The sequence below is a fragment of the Flavobacterium agrisoli genome (assembly GCF_016522065.1).
Lineage (GTDB): Bacteria > Bacteroidota > Bacteroidia > Flavobacteriales > Flavobacteriaceae > Flavobacterium > Flavobacterium agrisoli.
Genome location: NZ_JAEHFV010000003.1, coordinates 130,197 through 156,562 on the forward strand (window position 1 = coordinate 130,197; position 26,366 = coordinate 156,562).

General features: G+C 36.6%; 25 protein-coding genes. 12 read left to right on the top strand and 13 right to left on the bottom strand.

Annotation, left to right across the window (positions count from 1 at the left end; genetic code table 11):
• Positions 1 to 7: 7 nt before the first annotated feature.
• From I5M07_RS08845 to ald, 4 genes are all read right to left on the bottom strand, one after another.
• Entirely contained in the window at positions 8 to 2,509 is a 2,502-nt protein-coding gene (locus tag I5M07_RS08845) for a heavy metal translocating P-type ATPase (RefSeq protein WP_200105965.1), read from the bottom strand.
• Between the two features lie 86 nt (positions 2,510 to 2,595).
• Positions 2,596 to 3,156, bottom strand: a complete 561-nt coding sequence (locus I5M07_RS08850) for a helix-turn-helix domain-containing protein (protein ID WP_200105968.1) — start codon at positions 3,154 to 3,156, stop codon at positions 2,596 to 2,598.
• Positions 3,157 to 3,993 carry a DUF3347 domain-containing protein gene (locus I5M07_RS08855; RefSeq protein WP_200105971.1) on the bottom strand — a complete coding sequence of 279 codons (837 nt, stop codon included), beginning with the start codon at positions 3,991 to 3,993 and terminating at the stop codon, positions 3,157 to 3,159.
• Between the two features lie 148 nt (positions 3,994 to 4,141).
• Positions 4,142 to 5,263, bottom strand: a complete 1,122-nt coding sequence (ald, locus tag I5M07_RS08860) for an alanine dehydrogenase (protein ID WP_200105973.1) — start codon at positions 5,261 to 5,263, stop codon at positions 4,142 to 4,144.
• A gap of 202 nt (positions 5,264 to 5,465) precedes the next feature.
• Here ald and I5M07_RS08865 point away from each other — a divergent pair, with 202 nt between their 5' ends.
• Positions 5,466 to 5,924, top strand: coding sequence for an Lrp/AsnC family transcriptional regulator (locus tag I5M07_RS08865; RefSeq protein ID WP_200105975.1), 459 nt, complete (start codon positions 5,466 to 5,468; stop codon positions 5,922 to 5,924).
• A gap of 70 nt (positions 5,925 to 5,994) precedes the next feature.
• Here the strand turns inward: I5M07_RS08865 and hemL are convergent, their stop codons facing one another.
• The 4 genes from hemL to I5M07_RS08885 are packed head-to-tail and all read right to left on the bottom strand — an operon-like array spanning position 5,995 to position 9,432.
• The gene (hemL, locus tag I5M07_RS08870; protein WP_200105977.1) at positions 5,995 to 7,281 is read right to left on the bottom strand and encodes a glutamate-1-semialdehyde 2,1-aminomutase; all 1,287 of its coding nucleotides are present in this window, start codon (positions 7,279 to 7,281) and stop codon (positions 5,995 to 5,997) included.
• 30 nt (positions 7,282 to 7,311) lie between these two features.
• Positions 7,312 to 8,205, bottom strand: a complete 894-nt coding sequence (locus tag I5M07_RS08875; RefSeq protein WP_200105979.1) for a glucosaminidase domain-containing protein — start codon at positions 8,203 to 8,205, stop codon at positions 7,312 to 7,314.
• Entirely contained in the window at positions 8,198 to 9,094 is an 897-nt protein-coding gene (locus I5M07_RS08880) for a 1-aminocyclopropane-1-carboxylate deaminase/D-cysteine desulfhydrase (RefSeq protein ID WP_200105981.1), read from the bottom strand. The genes I5M07_RS08875 and I5M07_RS08880 overlap by 8 nt, the downstream gene beginning before the upstream one ends.
• An 11-nt stretch (positions 9,095 to 9,105) precedes the next feature.
• Positions 9,106 to 9,432: a hypothetical protein gene (locus I5M07_RS08885; protein WP_200105983.1), complete on the bottom strand. Its 327-nt coding sequence runs from the start codon at positions 9,430 to 9,432 to the stop codon at positions 9,106 to 9,108.
• 99 nt (positions 9,433 to 9,531) lie between these two features.
• On the opposite strand from I5M07_RS08885, the gene I5M07_RS08890 reads away from it, so the two are divergent.
• From I5M07_RS08890 to I5M07_RS08920, 7 genes are all read left to right on the top strand, one after another.
• Positions 9,532 to 9,708, top strand: coding sequence for a DUF5522 domain-containing protein (locus tag I5M07_RS08890; protein ID WP_200105985.1), 177 nt, complete (start codon positions 9,532 to 9,534; stop codon positions 9,706 to 9,708).
• A gap of 27 nt (positions 9,709 to 9,735) precedes the next feature.
• Positions 9,736 to 11,721, top strand: a complete 1,986-nt coding sequence (locus tag I5M07_RS08895; protein ID WP_200105987.1) for a urocanate hydratase — start codon at positions 9,736 to 9,738, stop codon at positions 11,719 to 11,721.
• 36 nt (positions 11,722 to 11,757) lie between these two features.
• The gene (locus tag I5M07_RS08900; protein ID WP_200105989.1) at positions 11,758 to 12,303 is read left to right on the top strand and encodes a DUF4136 domain-containing protein; all 546 of its coding nucleotides are present in this window, start codon (positions 11,758 to 11,760) and stop codon (positions 12,301 to 12,303) included.
• Between the two features lie 195 nt (positions 12,304 to 12,498).
• Positions 12,499 to 13,743: a threonine ammonia-lyase IlvA gene (ilvA, locus tag I5M07_RS08905; protein ID WP_200105991.1), complete on the top strand. Its 1,245-nt coding sequence runs from the start codon at positions 12,499 to 12,501 to the stop codon at positions 13,741 to 13,743.
• A gap of 2 nt (positions 13,744 to 13,745) precedes the next feature.
• The gene (locus I5M07_RS08910) at positions 13,746 to 14,135 is read left to right on the top strand and encodes a group III truncated hemoglobin (RefSeq protein ID WP_200105993.1); all 390 of its coding nucleotides are present in this window, start codon (positions 13,746 to 13,748) and stop codon (positions 14,133 to 14,135) included.
• A 91-nt stretch (positions 14,136 to 14,226) separates the two neighbouring features.
• Positions 14,227 to 15,993 (top strand): aromatic amino acid hydroxylase, encoded by a 1,767-nt coding sequence (locus I5M07_RS08915; RefSeq protein ID WP_200105995.1) that lies wholly within the window; start codon positions 14,227 to 14,229, stop codon positions 15,991 to 15,993.
• Between the two features lie 111 nt (positions 15,994 to 16,104).
• Complete coding sequence (locus tag I5M07_RS08920; protein ID WP_200105997.1) at positions 16,105 to 16,470, top strand: SpoIIAA family protein; 366 nt, start codon at positions 16,105 to 16,107, stop codon at positions 16,468 to 16,470.
• A 127-nt stretch (positions 16,471 to 16,597) separates the two neighbouring features.
• Here I5M07_RS08920 and I5M07_RS08925 read toward each other — a convergent pair whose 3' ends face one another.
• A complete protein-coding gene (locus I5M07_RS08925) occupies positions 16,598 to 17,998 on the bottom strand; it encodes a trypsin-like peptidase domain-containing protein (protein WP_200105999.1) in 1,401 nt (466 codons plus the stop codon).
• Between the two features lie 132 nt (positions 17,999 to 18,130).
• Between I5M07_RS08925 and dapF the strand changes: the two genes are divergently transcribed.
• The 4 genes from dapF (at position 18,131) to I5M07_RS08945 (ending at position 21,574) form a co-directional block, all read left to right on the top strand.
• On the top strand, positions 18,131 to 18,913 hold the full coding sequence (gene dapF, locus I5M07_RS08930; RefSeq protein WP_200106001.1) for a diaminopimelate epimerase: 783 nt from the start codon (positions 18,131 to 18,133) through the stop codon (positions 18,911 to 18,913).
• Between the two features lie 14 nt (positions 18,914 to 18,927).
• The gene (locus tag I5M07_RS08935; RefSeq protein ID WP_200106003.1) at positions 18,928 to 19,458 is read left to right on the top strand and encodes a GNAT family N-acetyltransferase; all 531 of its coding nucleotides are present in this window, start codon (positions 18,928 to 18,930) and stop codon (positions 19,456 to 19,458) included.
• A gap of 11 nt (positions 19,459 to 19,469) precedes the next feature.
• Positions 19,470 to 20,510 carry an endolytic transglycosylase MltG gene (gene mltG / locus I5M07_RS08940; protein ID WP_200106010.1) on the top strand — a complete coding sequence of 347 codons (1,041 nt, stop codon included), beginning with the start codon at positions 19,470 to 19,472 and terminating at the stop codon, positions 20,508 to 20,510.
• A 422-nt stretch (positions 20,511 to 20,932) separates the two neighbouring features.
• Positions 20,933 to 21,574: a peptidoglycan-binding protein LysM gene (locus I5M07_RS08945; RefSeq protein WP_200106012.1), complete on the top strand. Its 642-nt coding sequence runs from the start codon at positions 20,933 to 20,935 to the stop codon at positions 21,572 to 21,574.
• A 50-nt stretch (positions 21,575 to 21,624) separates the two neighbouring features.
• On the opposite strand, the gene I5M07_RS08950 is transcribed toward I5M07_RS08945, so the two are convergent.
• The 4 genes from I5M07_RS08950 to I5M07_RS08965 are packed head-to-tail and all read right to left on the bottom strand — an operon-like array spanning position 21,625 to position 26,226.
• Complete coding sequence (locus I5M07_RS08950) at positions 21,625 to 22,305, bottom strand: hypothetical protein (RefSeq protein WP_200106014.1); 681 nt, start codon at positions 22,303 to 22,305, stop codon at positions 21,625 to 21,627.
• 59 nt (positions 22,306 to 22,364) lie between these two features.
• Positions 22,365 to 24,470 (bottom strand): methylmalonyl-CoA mutase, encoded by a 2,106-nt coding sequence (scpA, locus tag I5M07_RS08955; protein WP_200106021.1) that lies wholly within the window; start codon positions 24,468 to 24,470, stop codon positions 22,365 to 22,367.
• Between the two features lie 38 nt (positions 24,471 to 24,508).
• Complete coding sequence (locus tag I5M07_RS08960) at positions 24,509 to 25,876, bottom strand: methylmalonyl-CoA mutase subunit beta (RefSeq protein ID WP_200106023.1); 1,368 nt, start codon at positions 25,874 to 25,876, stop codon at positions 24,509 to 24,511.
• A 23-nt stretch (positions 25,877 to 25,899) separates the two neighbouring features.
• Positions 25,900 to 26,226, bottom strand: a complete 327-nt coding sequence (locus tag I5M07_RS08965) for an FtsB family cell division protein (protein WP_200106025.1) — start codon at positions 26,224 to 26,226, stop codon at positions 25,900 to 25,902.
• Positions 26,227 to 26,366 lie beyond the last annotated feature (140 nt).

Below are 26,366 nucleotides of genomic sequence, written 5' to 3' on the forward strand. Positions count from 1 at the left end.
TTTTTATTTATAAAGTTGTATTTCGTAAACGGAGTGCATTTAAAATAACCGAAACCGAACTAAAACTCATGGCTACTGCTGCCAACATGGGCGATAATAAAATGCCGAAAAAAGGATATAAAATACCTGCTGCTATCGGAATACCTAATGCATTGTAGAAAAACGCAAAAAACAGATTTTGTTTGATGTTTTTCATCACGGCTTCGCTTAATTTTTTTGCTTTTACAATACCTTGTAAATCGCCTTTTACCAACGTTATTTTGGCGCTTTCTATTGCAACATCGGTACCGGTTCCCATTGCAATTCCGATATCCGCTTGAGCCAAAGCAGGTGCATCGTTAATTCCGTCTCCCGCCATAGCAACAATTTCTCCTTTTTCTTGTAAATCTTTAATAAAAGATTGTTTGTCCTGAGGCAAAAGTCCCGCTTTAAAATCGGTTAAACCCAATTGTTTTGCTACCGATTGGGCTGTGTTTTCGTTATCTCCCGTAAGCATCATAACTTGCATGCCTTCTTTTTGTAAATTTTGAATGGCCGATATACTCGTTTTTTTAAGGGCATCTACAATGGTAATAAACCCCACCAATTTTGTATTTACCGCGATATACGAAACCGTTTTGCCTTGTTTTTGTTCGGTTTCAATTTGCGTTTTTTGAGCGCTTTCAATTGTAATTCCCAATTGCGACATGAGTTTTTCGTTTCCTAAAGCGATTGTTTTATTTTCAACATTTCCCGTAACCCCTTTTCCGGTGATGTTTTCAAATTGAGTAGTAGAAGAAAGCGCACTATTTTTTTCTTTTGCAAAATGGACCATGGCAGCTGCCAAAGGATGTTCGCTCGATTGATTTAAAGAACCAATAAGTTGAACTAAATCTAGAGGCTGATTTTCTTCAAATGTGACTATTTTTTCCACCACAGGTTTACCTTCTGTAAGGGTTCCGGTTTTATCGGTTACCAAAACAGTTGCTTTGTTTAGAGTTTCTAATGCTTCGGCATTTTTAATTAAAATTCCAGATTGCGCCCCTTTACCCACACCCACCATAACCGACATTGGAGTTGCCAAACCCAAAGCACAGGGACAGGCGATAATCAAAACGGCAATGGCATTTACCAATGCGTAAACAAAACGCGGTTCGGGTCCCCAAAATTGCCAGACTACAAAAGTCAGAATCGCAATTAAAAGAACAATGGGAACAAAATATTTTGCAATTGTATCGGCTAATTTTTGAATGGGTGCGCGCGAACGGCTGGCATCACTTACCATTTGAACAATTTGTGATAAAAGTGTTTCCGAACCCACTTTTTCGGCCATCATTACAAACGATTTATTGCCGTTAAGTGTTCCGGCACTAACCAAGTCGCCTTCCTTTTTATCAACGGGTATTGGCTCGCCGGTAATCATCGATTCATCTATTGCGCTGTTTCCTTCCTTTATTTTTCCGTCAACCGGAATTTTTTCGCCTGGTTTCACTCGAAGTAAATCGCCTTTTTGAATTTCTTGAATGGCAATAACTTCTTCTTTTTGGTTTTTTAATAAGGTCGCTTCTGTTGGGGCTAATTGTAGTAAGGACTGAATGGCGCCACTGGTTTGTTGGTGTGCTTTTGCTTCGAGCAATTGTCCTAATAAAACCAAAGTTAAAATGACAGTTGCCGATTCAAAATACAAGTGAATATTGCCGTGATGTGATTTGAATTCGTCCGGAAAAATTGCTGGAAAAAACAAGCCAACTAAGCTAAAAATAAAAGCCACAGCCGTTCCAATTCCGATTAAAGTAAACATGTTGAGTTGTAGCGTGACAATAGATTTCCAAGCTCTTTTGAAGAAAATCCATCCCGCATAAAACACAACCGGCAGCGATAAAAGCAACTGAATCCAATTCCATTTTTCTAAAGGTAAAATCTGGTATAATGGATTATTGGGGAGCATGTCGCTCATGGAAATAATAAATATAGGAAGCGTGCAAGCCACCGCAATTTTGAATTTTTGTAGTAGGTTTTGATAGGTTTTATTCTCGGTAGTTGCTGTGGGTTGTTGCGCAACTAAATCCATTCCGCATTTTGGACAACTTCCCGGCGAATCGGAAGTAATTTCTGGATGCATCGGGCAAGTGTAAATGGCTTTTTGATGCAAAATAGGTTGTTGTACCAAGTCCATTCCGCAAACAGGACAATCTCCAGGTTGGTCGTAGACCTTTTCTCCTTCGCAAAACATGGGACAGTAATATTTTCCTTCGGGAACAGCAGGGTGGTGGTGATGAGATGTATGTTGGTGATGGTGATCCTTGATTTCTGTCTCTTTTTTGAGGTCATCTGTAATCGAATACGAGCCTACGGAATGCAGTTTTTCCTGTAATTCTTCCAACTGAATTTCGTGGCTCATGCTAAGTTTGGCCACAGGTGGCTCTAAAGTGACTTCGGCCTCATTACCCTCTATTGCATTAAGTGCTTTTTCAACTTTTGTTCTGCAACCGTTGCAAGACATTCCGTTTATATGATAGCGTTTTTCCATTACTTTTCTTTTTAAGATTAGTAATACAAAATTACGCATTAGATAACGGGTAGCTATTGTAAAATTTTGGGAATGAGTTGTAAAATTTACAAAGTATCAATTTGTTGTCGTTTCTTTTCTTTCAGTTTTTTGTAGTAAGAAGGAGAGAAACCGGTGACTTTTTTAAATTGATTACTTAAATGAGCCACACTGCTGTAGTGTAATAAATCGGCAATTTGGCTTAAAGTAAGCTCATCGTAAAGTAGCAATTCTTTTACTTTTTCGATTTTTTGAGCAATGAAGTATTTTTCAATCGTAGTGCCTTCTACTTCCGAAAAAAGATTGCTCAACGTATTGTAATCTTGCGGAATATGTTGCGTGAGATAATGGGATAAGTTCAGCGATAAAGCATTATTTTTATGGTGAACCAAATCGATAATTAAGGTTTTAATTTTGTCGATGAGCTTGCTTTTTTTGTCATCCATTAATTCGAAACCCAAAGCCTGTAAACCATTACTTAATTCGGTTTTTACAAGATCAATGTTATTTTCTTCTAATTCTATTTCACCTAATTCGACCAAAAGAGGGTGAAGCTTGTGTTTGGCTAACTCTAACTTCACCATCATTTTGCAACGGTCGCACACCATATTTTTGATGTAAATTTTCATTTAATTGATGACTTCGTTCACTCCTCCGCAATTCATCATTTCAGAACCATAATACGGATTGCGAATTTCTTTTTCGGTACTTAACCAATTTCCACCTTTACCATTATTGGCCATTGGGCAGTATTGGTAGTAAACAGGCGCTCCATTTTTGGTGATTTTCATTAAGTTGTACATGGCTGGAGATAAAGTAGTAAATGCGCTACGTTGTTTTACAATATCTTTAGCATTGGCAATAGTATTGGCATCTGCTTCTAACGATTTTACCGTTTTCATCCACTCGGTATGTACTTTTGGTTCTAAATCAGACATTTTAACTGCCTTGATTGAAGTTACTAAATTTTTAGCTTTGGCTGCGGCTGTATTAGCATCGGTTTGTACCAAGGCATTTTTAACTTCGAAATAAGCAGCATAAACGGGTGACAGCGGATTGTCTTTTGAAAGCGCTACTGGTGTAGTAGTGGTTGCTGATTCTGAAGAGGGTGTATGACTGGCTTTCGGGTTGCGTTCGTATTGGCAACAATCGGTCAATTCTTTGTATGCTTCGTTAGTAGCCAAATGATTTTCGCTATCGTAACCCGACATCGCAATTCGTTTTAAAATATCTTCTTTGTTGGTTAAAGTCGAATCAAAAGTTATAGTAGCTATTTTGGTTTCTTTGTCCCAATCAACAGCAGCAACTTGGTCTACATTTCCTGCTTTTTCTATTGTTTTTTCGCACATTTCACAATTGCCATAAATTTTGGCCGTTTCGGTTTTGGCGTTTTTTATTTTAGCGTCGCAAGCGGCCAACGAAAAAAATAATGAAAGTGCAAATGCAGTTTGTAATACGGATTTCATGAGCGTTATATTTATATGAATTTTTAAAGAAATTGAAGGTTAAAGGTACTAACTTTTTTAGGATACTTTCTTATTCTGATTTTAAAAAAGAAAAGCCCGTCAATGAAGACGAGCCTTTATAAAAGTGTTAGTAAGCACTTATTTAATATCAGAAATTAGGTTCTAATACTAATTCTTCATCAAATGGTAAGTTCCAAGCTTCGGCAACTTCTTTGTATACAATTTTACCATTTGCAATATTCAATCCTTTTTTAAGTTCGGCGTTCTCGGCACATGCTTTTTTCCATCCTTTATTTGCCAATTGTACAGCATACGGAAGGGTTGCATTCGTTAAAGCCAAAGTTGAAGTGTACGGTACTGCACCAGGCATGTTGGCTACACAATAATGTACAATGTCATCTATAATAAAAGTTGGATTTTCGTGTGTGGTAGGTTCGCATGTTTCGATACAACCTCCTTGATCTACCGCAACGTCTACTAAAACAGTTCCTGGACGCATGTCTTTTAACATTTCGCGGGTAATTAAATTCGGTGCTTTTGCCCCCGGAATTAATACCGCACCAATAATTAAATCGGCTTCTTTAATAGCATTTTGAATGTTATAACTATTAGATATAATGGTCATAACATTGGCAGGCATGATTTCTGAAAGTTGACGCAAACGTGGTAAACTCACATCCATAATGGTAACTTGAGCTCCCAAACCAGCAGCCATTTTAGCGGCTTGTGTACCTACAATTCCACCGCCTAAAACCAATACTTTGGCCGGAGGAACTCCTGGAACACCACCTAATAAAATACCTCTACCTTTTAAAGGTTTTTCTAAATATTTAGCACCTTCTTGAATAGACATTCTGCCCGCTACTTCCGACATCGGAATTAACAATGGTAAACTTCTATCTGCTTTTTCAACTGTTTCGTAAGCCAAACATATCGCTTCACTTTTGATCATCGCATGGGTCAAAGGTTCTGATGAGGCAAAATGAAAATAGGTAAATACCAATTGGTCTTTTCGAATTAAATTGTATTCCGAAGCAATTGGTTCTTTTACTTTCATAATCATTTCGGCTACAGCATAAACCTCTTCAATTGTTCCCAAAATCTGAGCACCATAGGCAATGTATTCTTGATCGCTAAACCCACTACCTTCTCCGGCAGCAGTTTGTACATATACTTCGTGACCGTTTTTTTTCATTTCGGCAACTCCAGCAGGAGTAAGTGCCACACGGTTTTCGTTATTCTTAATTTCTTTTGGAACACCTATAATCATAATGAAGCGTTTTTAGTTGTTATAGGACAAATGTATGCATACCGAAGATACTAACGATATTTGCAGTGGAATTAAGAAAATATTAATTTTTTTTAATATTTTTGAATGAAAAACTTCTTTTTTTTGGGTTATTTGTAATGAATTAAAGAAAAAATAACTGTTAAGAAACGCCTCGAGGAGCTAATCCTAAACCCAGTATACTATGATTTTAGATGAAACCGACAAAAAAATCTTACGCCTCCTGCAAGAAGATGCACATTTGACTTTGAAAGATATTGCAAACCGAATAAACCTTTCGCTAACACCAGTTCATGATCGCGTTAAAAGATTGGAAAAAGAAGGTATTATAGAAAAATATGTTTCCATTTTGAACAAAAAAAAACTAGGCAAACATTTAACGGTTTATTGTCAGGTTACTTTAAATAAACAAACCTATGATATTTCGGAAGCATTCAACAAATCGATTCTGAATTTACCCGAAGTAGTGGAGTGTAATTTTGTTTCGGGAAATTTTGATTATATGCTTAAAATTGTCCTTCCGGATATGGAAAGTTACCATCATTTTCATCAGAAAAAATTATCCATTTTACCCGAAGTTTCGACCATTAATACTGTTTTTGTTATTTCAGAAGTAAAAAGCACGACGGTTTTAGCGGTTTAAAAAGAACAAAAACGAAACAAAAAAAGGTTTGAACGAATTCAAACCTTTTTGTTGTAGCAATGTTTTTGTTTTATAAACCTTGCGCCACTTTTTCGATAGCGGCAATAGTAAAATCCAGATCTTCGTAAGTTAAAGCATCGGTTATAAACCAGGTTTCGTAAGCAGAAGGAGCAATGTAAACGCCTTCTTCTAACAAACCGTGGAAGAATTTTTTAAAGGTTTCGTTGTCACCATTTGCAGCCGATTTAAAATCGGTAACCGGATTGGAATCAAAATGAACCGAAATCATCGAGCCAACTGAATTTATGGTAAATTCAATTTTAGCTGCTTTTAAAACAGTATTAATTCCTTTGGCGAGATAAGCTGTTTTTTCGGCCAAACGGTCAAAAATTGCCGTATCATTATTCAGTGCTTCTAGCATAGCCAAACCTGCTGCCATTGCCAACGGATTCCCAGATAGGGTTCCGGCTTGGTAAACAGGGCCTAAAGGAGCCAAAAGATTCATGATTTCGTTGCGGGCCGCAAAAGCACCAACTGGCAATCCGCCACCAATAACTTTTCCGAAACAAACAATATCGGCATCAATTTTTAGCAATTCTTGTGCGCCACCTTTAGCCAATCTAAAACCTGTCATGACTTCATCAAAAATCAATAAAATTCCGTTTGCAGTACACAGCGTTCGTAAGCCTTCTAAAAAATCTTTTTGAGGAGGAATACATCCCATATTACCAGCAACCGGTTCGATAATTATGGCTGCAATTTCATTTGGATTTGCTTCTATTACCGTTTTTACATTCTCTAAATTATTATAAGAAGCCAATAAAGTATCTTTTGCGGTACCTTGTGTTACACCTGGGCTGTTAGGACTACCAAAAGTTACAGCTCCGCTACCAGCTTGGATTAAAAACGAATCCGAATGACCGTGATAACAACCCGAAAATTTGATGATTTTGTCTCTTTTTGTATAACCTCTTGCCAATCGTATTGCGCTCATACAAGCTTCTGTTCCCGAATTTACAAAACGTATTTTGTCAATATTGGGTACCATCGAAACAGCTAAAGCGGCAATTTGGGTTTCTAAAGCAGTGGGCGTTCCAAAAGAGGTGCCGAGTTTAGCACGTTCGGTGACCGCAGTTACAACCGGTTCGTAAGCGTGACCTAAAATCATAGGTCCCCAAGAGTTAATATAATCGATGTACCGATTTCCATCTTCGTCGTATAAATAGGCTCCTTTTGCGCTTTTTACAAAAATGGGAGTTCCACCAACGGCTTTAAAAGCTCTAACGGGCGAATTTACTCCTCCGGGAATTACTGCTTCGGCTTCAGCAAAAAGCTGGCTACTTCTTTGATATGTCATTCTGATTGTACTTTTATTAAAAGAATGGGATTATTTTACAATCAATTTTTGTCCGATTGAAAGTGTATTATCCGATAAGTTGTTGTTTTTTTTGATGTCGTCTATCAGTATATTGAATTTTTTTGAGATAGAGTACAAGGTATCTCCCTTTTGTACTTCATAATAAGAAAAATTCGGGTTGTTTGGTGTGCTTTTATAAGCGGCAAGAACAGCTTGACTCTGACTTACATCGTATTTTTTTCCTAAAACTTGCGCATCGTATTGGTGTAATTGGTACCGCTCAATATAACTCATTAACTTGTCTGGGTATCGTGGGTCGGTGGCATAACCTGCAGCACGGAGCCCTTTAGCCCAAGCTTTGTAGTCGTCTTTTTCGTATTGAAATAATGATGCATATCTTTTTTTACCAGTCAAGAAAAGGGCATGGTCTCTAAACGATTCAGATGCGTCGTTGTATTTTCTAAAACATTCTTGCGATGCATCATCGTCATGGCGAACACTTTCGCCCAACCAATCGTTGTGGCATTTTATCCCGAAATGATTGTTAGCAGTTAAGGCCAAATCGCCTTTACCTGCACCCGATTCTAAAATACCTTGCGCCAAAATAATACTAGCCGGAATGCCATACGTTTTCATATTACCCATAGCGACGTCTTTATAAGCGGCTATATAATGGTCAATAACGTCGTTAGAAACCACCGTTCTCGAAGTAGATTCTATAACTTCTGTAGTAGTTTGATTTTGATTTTTTGTAGAGGCGGGAATGTTGGATTCTGATTTAGAATAGGTCGGTTTTTTTGTTGTTTGTACCACCGATCTTTGCTTTTGCGAAGTCTGACTTTTACTGGTTACAATGGTAGGTTTACTAGCGTGGCAGCTTACCAAACTAATGGCAATTAACAGTAGAAGAATTTTGCTATACATTGGTTAAAAGTATTGGAGATTTCTTGTTTTTTAATTTTTGATTCATGCCTTGTATACCTTGCAAACCGCCTGTATGAACAAGTAGTATTTTGGAATTGGCTTTGAAAAAACCGTTGTGGATTAAATCAATAACGCCAAAAACCATTTTTCCGGTATAAATGGGGTCTAGTGAAATTTGAGTTTGTTGGAAAAAAGCATTAATAAATTGAATTAATTCGATATTTACTTTGCCGTAACCTTCAAAATGATATTCATTTATCAATTTCCAGCCCTCTTTTTTTGCAAAAATACAAATTTCATCTTGTAAAAAGTCACCTTTTAGCGCAGGAAATCCTAAAACTTGTTGATGAGGCAATGCGCTGTTGATAATTCCGGAGATGGTTCCGCCCGTTCCAACGGCACAACAAACAAAGTCAAACTCCGTATCTTCGGGGGTTAAAATTTCTTCACAACCTTTTACTGCCAAAGCATTTGTTCCTCCTTCGGGTATCATATAAAAAGTGCCAAATTGGGCCGAAATACGATTTAAGAAATCCGGATTGGTTTTGTCTCGATAGACTTCTCTCGAAACAAAATGTAGGCGCATACCGCATTCTTGAGCAAATTGTAAAGTTGGATTTTCTGAAATTTTCGAAACCAATTCTTGCCCGCGAATAATGCCAATTGTTTTAAAACCGCCCTCTTTTCCGGCATACGCCACCGCCGCAATATGGTTGGAAAAAGCCCCGCCAAAAGTCAATAATGTGTCTTTGTTTTGCTTTTTTGCTTCAATGAGATTGTATTTTAATTTCCGAAATTTATTACCCGAAACAAAAGGATGCAGCAAATCCTCTCGTTTTATTTCGAGCGAAATTCCGTGAGGAAAAGCAATAGGTATCTTTTGATTCAAGTGTTGTTTTTTTAAATGTATTCGGTAAATTGAAAAAATTTTCGCTTTTTCAAATAGTCAAAATCGGTCTCGTTATAATAGGCTTCTTTTTCAAAACTAATATTACGATAACCTAAATGAAAATTTCTAAACTTCATCCAACGCCATACAAACTCCAATATGTACCAAATAAAAAAAGGAACAATGAGCATTTCAAGTTGTTGTCTTAAATGTATTTTTTCGTGATTAATGAAAATGGCATTGGTTTTATCTTGTTTGTATTTTATCAAAACAAAGGGATAAAGCGTAAGGCCGCGGTATCCTTTCGGAATTAAATATTTAGTATGAATAAGATACATTGGTAGTAAAGTTTGTAAATTTGTGTATAAAAATCATAGCTAATTAGCGAAAAATACAATTTATGGTTTTTCAAATGTCACCAAAAGTTATGTCAATTAATGAAAGAACAAAGTAATGAAAATAAATTAATCGAAGGGGAAGATTTTTACTATACACCCGAAGGTTATAAATGTTTCACCGAAAAATACCATTTAAAACGTGGATATTGCTGTAAAAGCGGATGCCGTCATTGCCCGTATGGTTACGATAAACGAACCAATAGATTGCGAAAATAATTTCAAAAACTGTTAAAAAACGCCTAAATGAATTTTAAAGATCTAATTCAACAAGGAATTCCAGCTGTTTTACCAGCCAAAAAACCGTTCGATATTACGGTTAATCACGCTCCAAAACGTAAAGAAATTTTAAATGAAGAAGAACAAAAACTAGCTCTTGCCAATGCGTTGCGCTATTTTGAAGCCCATCAGCATGCCGAATTACTTCCGGATTTTAAAGAAGAATTAGCGCTGTACGGCCGGATTTACATGTACCGTTTTCGACCTGATTATGGCATGTATGCGCGACCTTTAACAGAATATCCCGGAAAGTCGGAGCAAGCCAAAGCCATCATGCTTATGATTCAGAATAACTTGGATCCTGCTGTGGCACAACATCCACATGAATTAATCACTTACGGCGGTAATGGTGCTGTATTTCAAAATTGGGCGCAATATTTGCTTACCATGCAGTATTTATCCGAGATGACAAACGAGCAAACTTTGGTCATGTATTCCGGTCATCCCATGGGATTGTTTCCGTCTCATCCTAATGCGCCTCGTGTGGTTGTGACTAACGGAATGACTATCCCCAATTATTCCAAACCCGATGATTGGGAAAAAATGAATGCTTTAGGGGTTTCGCAATACGGGCAAATGACCGCAGGAAGTTATATGTATATTGGACCACAAGGAATTGTTCACGGTACCACAATTACGGTTTTAAATGCTTTTCGAAAAATAAAAAAAGAGCCACAAGGCCGTTTGTTCGTTACATCTGGATTGGGCGGAATGAGTGGTGCACAGCCCAAAGCAGGAACTATTGCCGGTTGTATTACTATTTGTGCCGAGGTGAATCCGAAAATTACAAAAATTCGCCATGAACAAGGTTGGATTGATGAAATTTGCAGTTCGATTACCCAATTATTGGAGCGGATTAAAGTTGCTCAAGCCAAAAAAGAAGTGGTTTCGATAGCCTATTTAGGAAACGTAGTCAAGGTTTGGGAGGCTTTTGCCGATCATAATATCAAAATCGATTTGGGTTCCGATCAAACTTCGTTGCATAATCCTTGGGCGGGCGGTTATTATCCGGTTGGTTTGAGTTTTGAAGAAGCCAATCAAATGATGGCCGATAACCCTGAATTGTTTAAAATAAAAGTACAAGAATCTTTACGACGCCAAGCCGAAGCAATTAACAAACATACCGAAAAAGGAACTTATTTTTTTGATTATGGTAATGCCTTTTTGTTAGAAGCTTCGAGAGCGGGAGGAGCCGTTATGGCCGAAAACCCTACTTTAGGTCGAGAGTTTCGTTATCCTTCCTACGTGCAAGATATTATGGGGCCTATGTGTTTTGATTACGGATTTGGTCCTTTCCGTTGGGTATGTACTTCTGGAAAACCCGAAGATTTAGCCAAAACCGATGCTATTGCTTCTCAGGTTTTAGAAAAACTTGCCCAAGAGTCACCGGCGGAAATTCAGCAACAAATGGCGGATAATATCAAATGGATTAAAGGCGCTCAAGCCAATAATTTGGTTGTCGGTTCGCAAGCCCGAATTTTATATGCCGATGCACAAGGTCGTATTCAAATTGCCGAAGCGTTCAATCAAGCAATTGCTCGTGGCGAAATTGGGTACGTTGTTTTGGGTCGCGATCATCATGATGTTTCAGGAACCGATTCGCCGTATCGCGAAACTTCTAATATTTATGATGGCTCACGATTTACAGCCGATATGGCTATTCAAAATGTAATTGGGGATAGCTTTAGAGGAGCTACTTGGGTTTCGATACATAATGGTGGTGGAGTAGGATGGGGAGAAGTAATTAACGGCGGATTTGGTATGGTTCTTGATGGTAGTAATGAGGCTTCAATGCGCTTAAAATCAATGCTTTTTTGGGATGTAAACAATGGTATTTCCAGAAGGAGTTGGGCTAGAAACGAAGGAGCTATTTTTGCGATTAAAAAAGCGATGGAAGCAGAGCCATTATTAAAAGTAACCTTACCTAATTTAATCGATGAAAATTTATTGTAATTTTAATAATTAACTGCTTGTTTAATTCCCATTATTATGAAAACATTTAAACTTTTTTCCGTTTTTTTTGTAATGCTTTTGGCTTCTTGTAGCTCCATTAGTGTTTATTCTGATTATGATAAATCGGTCAATTTTTCTCAATTTAAAACCTATGCTTTTTATAAACCAGGAGTGGATAAAGTCGAAATTTCCGATTTAGATAAAAAAAGAATTTTGCATGCAATCGAAAATCAAATGGCTGCCAAAGGATTTACCAAAAGTGATAATCCCGATTTGTTGGTTAATATTTTTACCAAAACTCGTGAAGAAGTGAATGTAAATCAGTTTAGTGCTGGTTGGGGTTACGGCTGGGGTTATGGATGGAATCCGTATATGATGTACGGTTGGCCTTCTACATCGGTTTCAACTTCTACGCAAGGCACTTTGTTTATTGATTTTGTCGATGCTAAAAAGAAAGAATTGGTTTGGCAAGGTGAAGGTATTGGCGAACTTACCCGAAACATCGATAAAAAAGATGAAAAAATTGCCGATTTTGTAGCACAAATTTTAGCGCAATATCCTCCGCAAGTTTCTAAAAAATAATACTTTTTTAAAATTGAATTTTAATTTTAGAGTGTTATTTTTGTAACAGAAATCAACGTGAAGATAATTTATATAACAAAGAATATTTTCGATTAGTCCTAATCAACTCCGAAGTTATGTACTTTATTTATAGAAATTATAGATTGTTAACCTCCATTTCAAAACGGAGGTTTTTTCTTTTAAAAGCCCATACAAATGAACTTATTTGACGAAATACAACTTGCCAGCGAACAATTAAAAGGGGTGGTGAGTCTTACTCCGCTTACACAAAATCTGAATTTATCGGATGAATTTGATGCTACTATTTTACTTAAAAGAGAAGATTTACAAATGGTTCGTTCGTATAAGATTCGGGGTGCCTATAACAAAATGAGTGCCTTAACCGATGACGAAAAATTGCAAGGCATTGTTTGTGCCAGTGCCGGTAATCATGCGCAAGGTGTGGCCTATTCCTGTCATTTACTTCAAATAAAAGGAGTAATTTATATGCCTAAAACCACTCCGAAACAAAAAATTAAGCAAGTACAATTGTTTGGAAAATCGTATGTGGAAATTGTTTTAACCGGCGATACTTTTGATGATGCGTATGCTTCGGCAGTAGAAGATAAAATAAAAAATGATCGGGTGTTTATTCATCCATTTGATGATATAAAGGTGATAGCAGGGCAGGGGACTATCGGACTCGAAATTCTGTCCTCAACTCCTAATCCGATTGATTATGTTTTTGTGCCTATAGGTGGCGGCGGTTTGGCTGCCGGATTATCAGAAGTTTTCACTCGATTGAGTCCGAAAACCAAAATAATTGGAGTGGAACCTTTGGGAGCGCCTTCGATGCAAACCGCAATCGAATCAGGAAGTAATGCACCGTTGGTATCGATTGATAAATTTGTAGATGGAGCCGCGGTAAAACAAGTTGGAAAATTAACTTTCGAAATTTGCAAAGACCGCCTGGCTGATATTGTATTGGTGCCCGAAGGTAAAGTATGTACCACGATTTTACGTTTGTATAACGAAGAAGCTATGGTGGTAGAGCCAGCGGGTGCTTTAACCATTGCAGCACTCGACTTTTATAAAGAAAAAATAAAAGGTAAAAACGTGGTTTGCATTGTGAGCGGAAGCAATAATGATATTGAGAGAACCGCCGAAATCAAAGAACGGTCGTTGTTGTATGAAGGATTGATGCATTATTTTATGGTGCAATTTCCGCAACGGCCGGGTGCGCTTAAAGATTTTGTAAACTTTATTTTAGGGCCCGAAGATGATATCACGTATTTTCAATTTGCTAAAAAAAACAGTCGCGAAATGGGCTCGGTTGTGGTGGGTATTGAATTGAAAAACAAAAAAGACATTGTCAATATCAAAACCAAAATGATTGAAAATGGTTTTGATTTCAATTATTTAAACGATAAACCCGATTTGTTCACGCAGTTAATTGGTTAAATATGAAAAAGGATATTCAAACCTTGCCCGACATTGAGTTGATGGTGAATACGTTTTATGAAAAAGTGCAACGCGACGATTTAATTGGACCTATTTTCAACGCTAAAATTCAAAATCGTTGGCCGGAGCATCTCGAAAAAATGTACCGTTTTTGGCAAACTATTTTATTAGAAGAGCATACCTATTCCGGAAGTCCTTTTCCGCCACACAAACAGTTAACGGTTGATCAGGCACATTTTGATCGATGGATGGAGCTTTTTACTCAAACCCTTACTGATTTATTTGAAGGTGCCGTTGCTGAAGAGGCCAAAATGCGGGCAGCTAATATGGCCTATATGTTTATGTATAAAATTGAGTATTTCCGAAATCCAGAAAATTTCAATAAAAAGTAATAAAGGCTTCTTTTAGTTATTTGATTTTGAGTTTTTCTCAAAATGTAGGCAAAATTTTGTAAATTTAAAGAGTAATACTTACTAATTTACAATGGAGCCTACTATTGAAACCAATCCGCTTTTGGATCGTTTGCCACAACACTTAAAACAATTTATAAAACCGCAAGTTTATAGCGATTATACCCCTATAAATCACGCGGTTTGGCGTTATGTAATGCGTAAAAATGTGGCCTATTTGGCGCAAGTAGCGCATCATTCGTATCAAGAAGGATTACGCAAAACCGGAATAGAAATTGATCGAATTCCGAGTATGTACGGCATGAACCGTATTTTGGCCGATATTGGTTGGGCTGCGGTTGCGGTGGATGGATTTATTCCACCGAATGCTTTTATGGAATTTCAAGCTTACAATGTCTTGGTTATTGCTTCCGATATTCGACAATTGGAGCATATCGAATATACACCCGCTCCCGATATTATTCACGAAAGTGCCGGTCATGCACCAATTATTGCCAATCCAGAATATGCGGAATATTTACGACGTTTTGGCGAAATTGGCTCCAAAGCAATTTCTTCTAAAAAAGATTATGAAATTTACGAGGCTATTCGATGGCTTTCTATTGTCAAAGAGGCCGAAAATACCTCGCCCGAAATCATTGCCGAAGCTGCTAAAAAAGTAGAGGAACTTCAAAACGATACCAATTCTCTGTCAGAAATGGCTCAAATTCGGAATTTGCATTGGTGGACAGTAGAGTATGGTTTGATAGGTACTTTAGAAAATCCTAAAATTTATGGAGCGGGTTTGCTTTCCTCTATCGGAGAAAGTGCGCATTGTATGACCAATGCGGTTGCCAAAATACCGTATGATATTTCGGCTGCACAGCAAAGTTTTGATATTACTCAGTTGCAACCGCAATTGTATGTAACGCCTACATTTGCTCATTTGAGTTTAATTTTAGAAGAATTTGCCAATAAAATGGCTTTACGAACGGGCGGTTTTTCCGGCGTTCAAAAATTGATTGATTCGGGAGCCTTAGGAACGATTGAGTTGAGTACGGGATTACAAATTTCGGGTGTTTTTACGAATGTTTTAGCAGAATATGGCAAACCGATTTACATACAAACCACCGGAAAAACCGCTCTTTCATATCGAGAGAAAGAGTTGGTTGGGCATGGTACTGGTGCTCATAAAGAAGGTTTTGGTAGTCCGATTGGTAAATTGAAAGGATTTAATTTGGCTATAGAAGACATGAGTCCGATGGATTTAAATGCCTATAAAATTGTCGAAAACGAAACGGTTTGTTTGGAGTTTGAAGGAAATATTACCGTTAAAGGAGAAATTATTACGGGTAAACGAAATTTACACGGCGAAATTATTTTGATAAGTTTTAAAAATTGTACTGTTAAGCACAATGATACTATCTTATTTGCTCCCGAATGGGGAATTTACGACATGGCGGTGGGTAAAAAAGTGGTTTCGGCATTTTCGGGACCGGCTGATAATACCAGTTTTGATTTGATGGAGCAACTGCCTTCTAGTAAAACGATAAAAGCAGATTTTGATTTGCATCGAAAAAAAGTAGAAACACTTTACCAACAAGTTCGGGATATTCGAGAAAATCGAGATATGAAGACCAATCTCAAAACAATTTTTACCGAATTGCAACAATTAGATCCAAAAGATTGGTTGTTAGCGGTGGAAATTTTTGAATTGGCTTTTTTACAAAAGGATTTTGAATTGGTTGCCGAGTTAAAATTATATTTAGAAAAGCTTCAAAATCAAAGACCCGAAGTGGCGCATTTAATTTCTTATGGAATAGCACTAGTGGATTCTAATGTTGCCAATAACCCTCTTTAATAACTGTTAATGTAGGAATTATATAAACTTTCACTTAATATACATAAATCTCATTCGGTCTTCTGGTTTTATTTTTGTGACAACGTTTTGTAACCCTCAAATTTTACTATTATGATTGTACGTATAAATGAATTACCTGCTAATATGATTGGATTTAAGGCTGTTGGCGATTTGTTAAAAGCCGATTTTGATGTTATTATAGAGGAATTGAAAGACTATATTAATACCAACAAAAACGCCAATTACTTGTTGCTATTTGAAAAAGCACCCACTGATTTTGCGCTTGGAGCGTGGTTGCATGAAGGATTGGTTCGCATAAAAAATTCGGTGGATTGGTCTCGTGGTGCTTTGGTTACCGATTCCGAAAGATTAATTCGATATGCGTTAGAATTTGATAAAACCATTTCGGGTGAATTTAAATCGTTTTTAAAATCGGATTACCGGGCAGCGATTGATTGGACTGCTGAGAAAATTTAGTCGTTTCTTAAATAGAAAATTTCAAATAAGAATTTAATTGAATTAGTAAAAATTAAAATTCATAATAAAAAAGCTGTTCAACACGTATGTTGAACAGCTTTTTTTATTGGAATAAATCGCAAGAGATTTAAATAATCACGCGCATGATTTCTCCGTTTTTATTAATCATTTCAATACGTATGCTTTGGTTATCGTCTTTGTTATTCAAAATTTTCGAAACCGTTTCCACATCGGTAGCTTTTACGTTATCAACACTCAAGATAATATTACCTTCTAATTCATCGGCATATTGAGCCAAATTTTCATTGTTTATGGATTTGATTTTAACGCCATAATTCAATCGAAATTTTTTCTTATCGGTAGCATTGATGTTTTCCAATTCGATTCCTTTAAATTCGGTCGAATAAAATTCGTTTTTGCTTAAAGTTACTGGGGATACTTTGGTTTTTCCATCACGTAAATAGGTTACTTGTACCACATCATTAGGGCGTTTGGTATTAATATATCCCGATAAATCGGCATAAGAATGGATATTTTGCTCGTCTAATTTGATGATAATATCACCTTTTTTCAATCCTGCTTTTTCGGCTCCCGATTTAGTTGAAACTGCATTAATGTAAAAGCCTTCGGTTTGCGAAACGCCTAATTCTTTAGAAACGGATGCGTTTAATTCGCCACCCTGCACACCTAAAATACCACGTTGCACGTTTCCGTATTCCATAATATCTTCAATAATTTTTCGGGCAATATTAGAAGGAACCGCAAACGAATAGCCAGTGTAACTTCCGGTTGGAGACGAAATCATCGTGTTAATTCCAATCAATTCGCCACGAGTATTCACTAACGCACCACCACTGTTTCCTGGGTTAACGGCCGCATCAGTTTGTATGAAGGATTGAATCCCATCACCGCCCATACTTCTGGCTTTTGCCGAAACAATTCCAGCGGTAACGGTCGAGGTTAAATTATACGGATTTCCTACTGCCAAAACCCATTCGCCCACTTTTACATTATCCGAATTGGCAAAAGTAGTATAAGGCAGTTTATCGGAAGTATCGATTTTTAAAAGGGCAATATCCATTTTAGAATCGGTTCCAATTAATTTTGCTTTATATGATTTGTTATTGTTTAGCGTGATTTCGAGTTCCGAAGCATCTTTAATTACGTGGTTATTGGTTACTATATAACCATCTGCCGAAATAATGACTCCCGATCCCGTTCCGACTTGTTCTTGCTGTTGACCGCCTCCGTAGCCATAAAAATATTCTAACATCGGGTTGGTTACGGTTCTTCTCGAAACATTTTTTACGTGAACCACTGTATGTACGGTTTCGTTGGCAGCCGCCGTAAAATCAACTGCATCGGCAGGTAAGCCCACATTTTTGGTATACGAATTTGGGGCTACCGTTACAATCGATTTGTGATTTCCAAAAAAGGAATCGTTGTTTTCAAATAATAACTTGTAGGCACCAAGCGTCATAGTACCACTAAAAAGCGATACTAAAAATAAGGTAGATAATCGTTTCATGGTTTTGTTCATATTTGATTTATTGATAGTAAAATTAAGGCAAAAAATAATTCCATAAAACGGTTTAACGCTCTTTAACGATGATTAACATATCATTAATAGTTTGTATTTTTGTATTTCAATTACAAAAAAATGCTGATAGAATTTTATAAATACCAAGGAACAGGAAACGATTTTGTTATGATTGATAATCGTAGTGAATTTTTCCCCAAAGAAAATGTACAAATTATTGAACGTTTGTGTGACAGACGTTTTGGAATAGGCGCCGACGGACTTATTTTACTTGAGAACGATTCGAATACCGATTTTAAAATGGTGTATTACAATGCCGACGGAAACGAAAGTTCGATGTGTGGTAATGGCGGACGTTGTTTAGTTGCTTTTGCCCAACAATTGGGCGTGATTAATAGTAAAACTATTTTTATTGCCACAGACGGATTACATCACGCATCGGTTGATCAAAATGGCTTGGTTGCTTTGCAAATGATTGATGTTCCTGAAATTGATTTTCATGAAAATTATACTTTTTTAAATACTGGTTCACCACATCACGTTGAGCTAGTTCCTGATTTAGAACAATGTGATGTAAAAGGGAAAGGTGCCCAATTACGTTATAGCGATTTGTATGCTCCAAAAGGAAGTAACATTAATTTTGTTAAGAAAATTAACGACAATACATTTGCTTTGCGTACCTATGAGCGTGGCGTAGAAGATGAAACCTTGGCTTGTGGAACAGGGGCTACAGCGGTTGCTATTGCCATGAATGCAACGGGACAGACCAATGAAACCAAATTAAATATGAATGTGGAAGGGGGTCAATTAGAAGTGTATTTTGAAAAAAGAGGCGCTAGTTATACCAATGTCTTTTTGAAAGGTCCTGCGCAATTTGTATTTAAAGGCACAATCGAAATTTAAAATTAGCTCACTTGATGAAACCCTTGAAAGGCGATACTATTTTTCTTAGAGCACTCGAACCTCAGGATTTGGAGTTTATTTATGCTATAGAAAATGATGTGGATATTTGGGAAGTAAGCAATACACAAACTCCTTACAGTCGTTTTTTAATCAAGCAATACCTCGAAAATGCCCATCAAGATATTTACGAAGCCAAACAACTTCGGTTGGCCATTTGTCAAGATGATGAATTTCCAGCAATTGGGTTGATAGATTTGTTTGATTTTGATCCTAAAAATAACCGCGCCGGAATAGGGATTGTTATCCATACTTCTAAAAACCGAAATCAAAGTATTGGTACAGAGGCGTTAAGCGTTATGATTGATTACGCATTTTCTCATTTAAATTTACATCAATTATTTGCAAATATTGGTATTCAAAATAAACCAAGTATGGCTCTTTTTGCTAAATTTGGTTTCGAAAATATCGGAGTAAAAAAAGATTGGATTTTAGTAAACGGAAGGTATCAAGATGAAGCTATTTTTCAATTAATCAATAAAAAATAAATTATAAGATTTTGAATATCAAAAAAATAATTTCAACCGTTGCAGTTGTTGTAATTGCTGTTTTGTTGCTTTACGGGTCGTATTTGTTGGTGCAAATTTTTAGCAGTAACACCAAATTTGAAGAAAACGAAGTTTATGTTTACGTACCCACAGATTCTAATTATGAAGACGTAAAAAAGATATTAGAACCTTATGTGAAAAATATAGATCGCTTTGAAATGGTTGCGAATAAACGCAGCTATCCAGAAAACGTAAAAGCGGGCCGTTTTTTACTTAAAAAAGGAATGAATAATATCGATTTGGTTCGTGCCATGCGATCTAATATTCCAGTAAAATTGGCATTTAATAACCAAGAACGTTTGGAAAATTTTGCAGGCCGAATTGGTTCTGAAATTGAAGCCGACAGTACTTCGTTGGTTGCGGCCATTACGGATTCTGTTTTTATGAAAGAAAACGGTTTTACGAAAGACGATGTTTTTAGTATGTTTATTCCCAATACCTACGAAGTATATTGGAATACCTCGGCCATTAAATTCCGAGATAAAATGATTAAGGAATACCGTATTTTTTGGACAGATGAACGCGTTGCCAAAGCCAAAGCACAAGGGTTAACACCAGTACAGGCAACTATTTTAGCATCAATTGTTCACAAAGAATCCGTAAAAAAAGATGAAAGACCCCGAATTGCAGGCGTTTATTTAAACCGTTTGCGATTGGGCATGCCGTTACAAGCCGATCCCACCGTAATTTATGCAATTAAGAAAAAAACAAATGATTTTGACCAAGTTATCAAACGTGTTTTTTATAAAGATTTGACAATGTCATCTCCTTATAATACGTATATGAATGTTGGATTACCTCCAGGACCTATCGCCATGCCCGATATTACGGCTTTAGAAGCAGTTTTAAATCCCGAGAAAAATGATTTTATTTATTTCTGTGCCAGTGTAGATCGTTTTGGTTACCATGAATTTGCTTCTACTTTAGCTGAGCATAATGTTAATGCCAAAAAATATGCCGACTGGATTAATGCGCAAGGAGTGAACAGATAAATTAGTCTTAATTCAGTTTTTTCCCATTTATAAAACCAGTGCATTTCATGTTACTGGTTTTTTTATTTTAATAATCACGCCTAGTTTGAAATTGGTTTTGAGCAATTGCTAGTATATAATTGTCTTTTTATTTATAATCCTAGCAAAATATTCTTTTTGGAAAACGTTTAAAAGATAGATTTTTTGTTGCTTTTTAAGTCGAAAATTGATGTAAATATCATTTTAGTTAAACAGTAGTAGATCTGTTTTATTTTTGAAAAATGAGTTTGTTAGTTTGTAGAATCCACTATCAACGAGTAAGTTAAAGTCTTATTTTTGACTTTGGCTTATGTTTAACAAATTGATTTTCAGTTTTATAATATATATTGTATCTTTGCGCGCAGAAATTTTTGAAAGTGACAGTTTCAAAAGAAAAACAATTTATGATAAAGAAATGGCATTTTTATTCCACTTTGGCAATTATAGTTGCCTTTTTAAGTTTAGGTTTTAAACCTTTTAAATTAGAAACCAGTCCTTGGTTTTTGACCGAAAAAAATTCTGAATCTGATTATTTGTTTCCTTCAGAAAAACAAGAAGATTATGTAAGTTTAAATATTCCTTATGTAGGAAAAAGGTTAAACGGTTTTAAAGAAGCGCTCGCTTTAAAAGAATCTCAAGGTCACTATCGGAAAGTAAATTCATTGGGTTATATGGGGAAATACCAATTTGGTTCGGAAACACTACGTACCGTTGGTATAAAAAACGACAGCAAATTTTTGCATAGTCCCGCTTTGCAAGAAAAAGCGATTTTAGCTTTATTAGCTCAGAATAAATGGGTTTTAAGAAACGAAATTGAAAAATATTGCGGTAAAATTATCGGAGGCGTAACTATTACCGAATCGGGTATTTTGGCAGCGGCACACTTAGGCGGTGCTGGATCGGTAAAACGATTTTTTAAAAATAACGGTAAAAAACGACTTCGCGATGCCTACGGAACTTCAATACGAAGTTATATGAAAAAATTTGGCGGTTATGATTTGAGTTTTATAACGGCAAATAGTAGGGCTACTGTCCATGATATGTAAAAAAAATACCTGCCAACGAGCAGGTATTTTTTTGTCTTTTTTTCAAATTATTAATTGGTTAAATTGAAAACCAAACCACCTCCTAAAGTAAATTGGTAGATGGAAGAATAAGAGCTTAATCCTGTGCTTACTCCTCCAGTTCCAAAATAGACACCACCTCCTACAGATTGTGTTACCGATAAAAGTTGTGCTTGCATTTTGATTCCTACTGCCGAAGATGCCCAATACGTCATACCTCCTTTAATTCCCCATGCGAATTTTGTAGCAGAATCCGAAAAATTAGTTTCAGGGTTATCAATTCCGATAATTCCGATACCTAACATCCCACCGATAAAACCTTCAACAGGAGATCCAGCTCTTCTAAAGGATTGATTACCTCCAACCATAAGGTAGTTGGTAGCTACGTCAAAATCAGCATATTTATCAAAAAAACCACCATTGTAATATTGAGTTGGCGCATTCGAATCCATACGTTGGTATGATATTTCTACAAAAGAACCTGGTTTTACTTCAAATTCTACTCCAGCTCCATACATAAAACCACCTTGTAATTGTCCTTGGTAGTAATCTCCTAAATCATAATACGAGTCAAAACTGTCTTCAAATGCATAAGCACCGTAGAGGTTGATTCGAACTTGTTTTTTGTAACTTCCTGTATTAAATTGTTGAGCACTAAGCGATGAGGCAAATAAAAGCGCAATTGCACCCATCAATAAATTGATTTTTTTCATGAAACAATAGTTTAAGTAAATGATGGTTAAAATTCGTTAAATTTATTGGAAGTAAAAAGTTAATCCAATAGAATTTTCAAAATAATTTGTGCGGTTTCACTTAGTTTTGTTCCCGAATCAAAAATGGCTACAACGCCTTTCTCAAACAAAAAAGGATAATCTTGTTTGGGAATCACACCGCCCACAATTACCATTATATCCTGTCTATCTAATTTTTTTAACTCCTCAATCACTTGCGGAACTAAAGTTTTGTGCCCTGCAGCCAAAGAGGAAATGCCTAAAACATGTACATCGTTTTCTGCGGCTTGTTTGGCCACTTCGGCTGGCGATTGAAATAACGAGCCAATATCCACATCAAATCCCATATCGGCATAGCCAGTAGCCACTACTTTAGCGCCACGGTCATGGCCATCTTGCCCCATTTTGGCAATCATAATCCGAGGACGTCTGCCTTCTTGTTTTGCAAATGCAGTCGCCATTTTTTTTGCTTCTTCAAAATTCGGATCGTCTTTAATTTCATTACTGTACACCCCGCTAATCGATTTACTGGTTGCTTTGTATCTTCCAAAAACTACTTCTAAGCTTTGGGTTATTTCGCCCAATGTGGCTCTGTTTCTAGCTGCTTCAACAGCTAGTTCTAGTAAGTTTCCTTCGCTAGTTTTGGCGCAATAGGTTAGTTTTTGTAAACTTTCCTGAACTTTTGCTTCGTTTCTTGACGCTTTTAACTTTTGTAATCGTTCAATTTGTTGTTGTCTAACTTTTTTATTGTCAATTTCGAGGGTATGAATGATTTCTTCTTTTTCTAAAGAAAATTCATTAACGCCTACAATTATATCTTGTTTGCTGTCAATTCGGGCTTGTTTTTTGGCTGCAGCTTCTTCAATGCGCATTTTCGGAATTCCGGCTTCAATTGCTTTAGTCATGCTACCAAAATGCTCAATTTCTTCAATTAAAGTCCAAGCCTTTTGCGCAATTTCTTCCGTTAAATATTCTACATAATAACTTCCGCCCCAAGGATCAACCGTTTTAGTTATTTTGGTTTCGTATTGTAAAAACAACTGTGTATTTCGAGCTATCCTTGCCGAAAAATCAGTTGGCAAAGCGATGGCTTCATCGAGAGCATTGGTATGTAATGATTGCGTGCCACCACAAATAGCAGCAGCGGCCTCTATTGTAGTTCGGGCTACATTATTAAAAGGATCCTGCTTGGTTAAACTCCATCCGCTGGTTTGACAATGCGCTCGGAGCACCAACGATTTTTCATTTTTTGGATGAAAATCTTTTATGAGCTTGGCCCATAACATACGAGCAGCTCTCATTTTAGCAATTTCCTTAAAATGGTTCATGCCGATAGCCCAGAAAAAAGACAAATGTGGCGCCAATTCGTCAATTGTCATTCCTGCTGCAAGTCCGGTGCGAACATATTCCAAACCATCGGCTAAAGTATACGCCAATTCAATTTCGGTTGTGGCACCCGCTTCTTGCATGTGATAACCGGAAATGGAAATAGAATTGAATTTGGGCATTTTTTTGCTCGTATATTGAAAAATATCGGCAATTATTTTCATCGAAGGTACTGGCGGATAGATGTAGGTATTGCGAACAATATATTCTTTTAGGATGTCATTCTGAATGGTACCCATCAATTTTTCGGAACTAACACCTTGTTCTTCGGCAGCAACTATATAAAATGCCATAATAGACAAAACAGCTCCGTTCATGGTCATGGAAACCGACATTTGGTCGAGCGGAATTTGATCGAACAGAATTTTCATATCTTCTACCGAATCAATCGCTACGCCGGCTTTTCCGACATCCCCAATCACGCGTTCATGATCTGAATCGTAACCCCGATGTGTGGGCAAATCAAAAGCTACCGAAAGTCCTTTTTGCCCCGCATTTAAATTCCGGCGGTAAAAAGCATTGCTTTCTTCTGCAGTCGAAAATCCAGCATATTGTCTAATTGTCCAGGGTTTGGTTGCATACATGGTCGTATAGGGTCCTCTTAAAAAAGGCGCAAAACCAGCTCCAAAATCCAAATGTTCAGCATCTTCAATAGCTTTAAAAGAAATGCTTTTAAATTCGGATGTCGAGTCAGACTCAGCATTTTTTCTATTTGCTTGGATGGATTGTAGGGTAATATGTTGCAGATTTTTTCTGGCCATCGTGGGTTGTTTTTTGCCTTTTTAGAACAATTTAAAAATTATTTTTCGGTATTTAAACGTTGTTGCTCTTGTTTTTCAGCAAGTCTTTTTTCGATTATGGGTGTGATAATGGTTTTTCGCGGTTTGATTTTTACAAAAGGTAATAAGGTAATGGTTTCTTTCATCCGATCGGAAGCATTTATGAATTGATTGGTTCCTACAGCAATTTCTTTTTGAGAGTCAAATAAATTTTGTTCTTTGGCTGCGCTCTCTTGAATTTTAGTTTGAATTGAACCGAGCTTTAATTGTTTTAAAAAGCCGCCTTTTTGTTCAATTTCTTTGCATAATAATAACGCTTTTTCGGCTAATTGTGTGGTAATACTTTCGATGTAATAACTTCCTTCAACTGGATTGGAAATAGCGTTAACATCGCTTTCATTTTTTAAAATTAACAGTTGGTTGCGCGCAATCCTATCTGCAAATTCGTTTCGTTTATGATAAATTTCGTCGTAAGGCAGGTTGATAATGGTGTCGGCTCCGCCTAAAATTGCCGACATACATTCGGTGGTAGTACGTAATAAATTAACATTAAAATCGTACACTGTTTTGTTGCGTTTACTTGGAACACCTACAATATGGCACTTTAATTCGGGCTGAAATTCGGCTGCAATGCCTTCAAAAAGAAATCGCAATGCGCGAAGTTTGGCTATTTCAAAAAAATAATTTCCGCCAACCGCCATTTCAAAAACGATGGTTTTTTGGTAAGAAGGAACGGAATTCAAATATTCGATGGAGTGAGACAAACAGTAGGCAATTTGTTGTACCATGTTGGCACCGGCATTTTGGTACAATGTGCCGTCAACCGAAATCAAATTGATAAATTTGTTTTTTTGAGCAAGTAATTCTAATTCTTCAAAATTGTTTCTATTTTGGGTTGCAAACCAATTTCCTTCACGAGCCAAATTTCCAATAGGGTCAAGGTTGATGTAAAATTCGGCCTTTTTTTCAATTGCTATTTTTTCGAGTTGGGTTACGAAATCGATTGAAAGAAATTTTAAATGAAAGAAAATGTTTTTTTTTTCGATAGCAATAGCACCTAATAATTCTTGAATGTTGCAATCGCTTTTTGGAATTGTAAAATACAAGGATTCTGCCCCTCTTTTGAGTGCATCGTTGGCTTTTTGTATCGATTTAGCAACATCGAAAACAAAAATGGGTTGCCCTATTTGAAAAGGTGTTTTCGGGTTTGAGATGGGCAATGAATTGCTTTTTTCGTCTCGGTGATAAAACGGTTTTACCTTGATTCCTTCGGCCGATTCCCACAGTAATGTTTGGTTATAATCGGCACCATTCAACTCAAATTGAATTTTTTGTTTCCATTGTTTGGATGAGATGGGATCGAAAGAATCAAAAAGCGTTTTAGTCATGGTTGTGTGTTATCGGATTCGAATTACTGGACTGTTTCGGTAGAATCATTTTCAAACTCAATGATGTAAATATCTTCGCTGTCTTTTTTCATAAAGTACTTTTCGCGAGCATATTTTTCTACCTGTTCCATGTTGTGCAAGTCTTTAATTTGTTTTTTATCCTTATCAATTTCTTGCTGATAGTACGTTTTGTTGTCTTCTAATTCTTCAATTTGCTCGTCTAAAAAACGGTGATCAAAATAAGAATAATTGTCTAAAAAAATCATCCAAACCAAAAAACACAACAATACCCAAATGTATTTGTTGCTTAAAAACTTAAACCAAGCTTTGTCTTTGTAAGGATTCTTCATTTTTGGTTTTTTTAGTTTGGAGGTATTGGTTTTATTTTTTAAAAGTTTAAAATTCAGTTTTCGGTTTAACGAAAATACAATTTTAAAATGGAATTTATTTGAGTTTAAGTATCTTCTAAAATCAAGTTTAAAAAAAGAAA

What these genes read in the sequence shown, in the direction of transcription:
- I5M07_RS08945 (WP_200106012.1), top strand. Translation starts at nt 20,933, where the DNA reads ATGATAAAGAAATGGCATTTTTATTCCACTTTGGCAATTATAGTTGCC.
- I5M07_RS08845 (WP_200105965.1), bottom strand. Translation starts at nt 2,509, where the DNA reads ATGGAAAAACGCTATCATATAAACGGAATGTCTTGCAACGGTTGCAGA.
- I5M07_RS08925 (WP_200105999.1), bottom strand. Translation starts at nt 17,998, where the DNA reads ATGAAACGATTATCTACCTTATTTTTAGTATCGCTTTTTAGTGGTACT.
- I5M07_RS08910 (WP_200105993.1), top strand. Translation starts at nt 13,746, where the DNA reads ATGAAAAAGGATATTCAAACCTTGCCCGACATTGAGTTGATGGTGAAT.
- I5M07_RS08950 (WP_200106014.1), bottom strand. Translation starts at nt 22,305, where the DNA reads ATGAAAAAAATCAATTTATTGATGGGTGCAATTGCGCTTTTATTTGCC.
- I5M07_RS08890 (WP_200105985.1), top strand. Translation starts at nt 9,532, where the DNA reads ATGAAAGAACAAAGTAATGAAAATAAATTAATCGAAGGGGAAGATTTT.
- I5M07_RS08920 (WP_200105997.1), top strand. Translation starts at nt 16,105, where the DNA reads ATGATTGTACGTATAAATGAATTACCTGCTAATATGATTGGATTTAAG.
- I5M07_RS08855 (WP_200105971.1), bottom strand. Translation starts at nt 3,993, where the DNA reads ATGAAATCCGTATTACAAACTGCATTTGCACTTTCATTATTTTTTTCG.
- I5M07_RS08865 (WP_200105975.1), top strand. Translation starts at nt 5,466, where the DNA reads ATGATTTTAGATGAAACCGACAAAAAAATCTTACGCCTCCTGCAAGAA.
- ald (WP_200105973.1), bottom strand. Translation starts at nt 5,263, where the DNA reads ATGATTATAGGTGTTCCAAAAGAAATTAAGAATAACGAAAACCGTGTG.
- ilvA (WP_200105991.1), top strand. Translation starts at nt 12,499, where the DNA reads ATGAACTTATTTGACGAAATACAACTTGCCAGCGAACAATTAAAAGGG.
- scpA (WP_200106021.1), bottom strand. Translation starts at nt 24,470, where the DNA reads ATGGCCAGAAAAAATCTGCAACATATTACCCTACAATCCATCCAAGCA.
- hemL (WP_200105977.1), bottom strand. Translation starts at nt 7,281, where the DNA reads ATGACATATCAAAGAAGTAGCCAGCTTTTTGCTGAAGCCGAAGCAGTA.
- I5M07_RS08965 (WP_200106025.1), bottom strand. Translation starts at nt 26,226, where the DNA reads ATGAAGAATCCTTACAAAGACAAAGCTTGGTTTAAGTTTTTAAGCAAC.
- dapF (WP_200106001.1), top strand. Translation starts at nt 18,131, where the DNA reads ATGCTGATAGAATTTTATAAATACCAAGGAACAGGAAACGATTTTGTT.
- I5M07_RS08900 (WP_200105989.1), top strand. Translation starts at nt 11,758, where the DNA reads ATGAAAACATTTAAACTTTTTTCCGTTTTTTTTGTAATGCTTTTGGCT.
- I5M07_RS08935 (WP_200106003.1), top strand. Translation starts at nt 18,928, where the DNA reads ATGAAACCCTTGAAAGGCGATACTATTTTTCTTAGAGCACTCGAACCT.
- I5M07_RS08895 (WP_200105987.1), top strand. Translation starts at nt 9,736, where the DNA reads ATGAATTTTAAAGATCTAATTCAACAAGGAATTCCAGCTGTTTTACCA.
- I5M07_RS08850 (WP_200105968.1), bottom strand. Translation starts at nt 3,156, where the DNA reads ATGAAAATTTACATCAAAAATATGGTGTGCGACCGTTGCAAAATGATG.
- I5M07_RS08875 (WP_200105979.1), bottom strand. Translation starts at nt 8,205, where the DNA reads ATGTATAGCAAAATTCTTCTACTGTTAATTGCCATTAGTTTGGTAAGC.
- I5M07_RS08960 (WP_200106023.1), bottom strand. Translation starts at nt 25,876, where the DNA reads ATGACTAAAACGCTTTTTGATTCTTTCGATCCCATCTCATCCAAACAA.
- I5M07_RS08915 (WP_200105995.1), top strand. Translation starts at nt 14,227, where the DNA reads ATGGAGCCTACTATTGAAACCAATCCGCTTTTGGATCGTTTGCCACAA.
- I5M07_RS08885 (WP_200105983.1), bottom strand. Translation starts at nt 9,432, where the DNA reads ATGTATCTTATTCATACTAAATATTTAATTCCGAAAGGATACCGCGGC.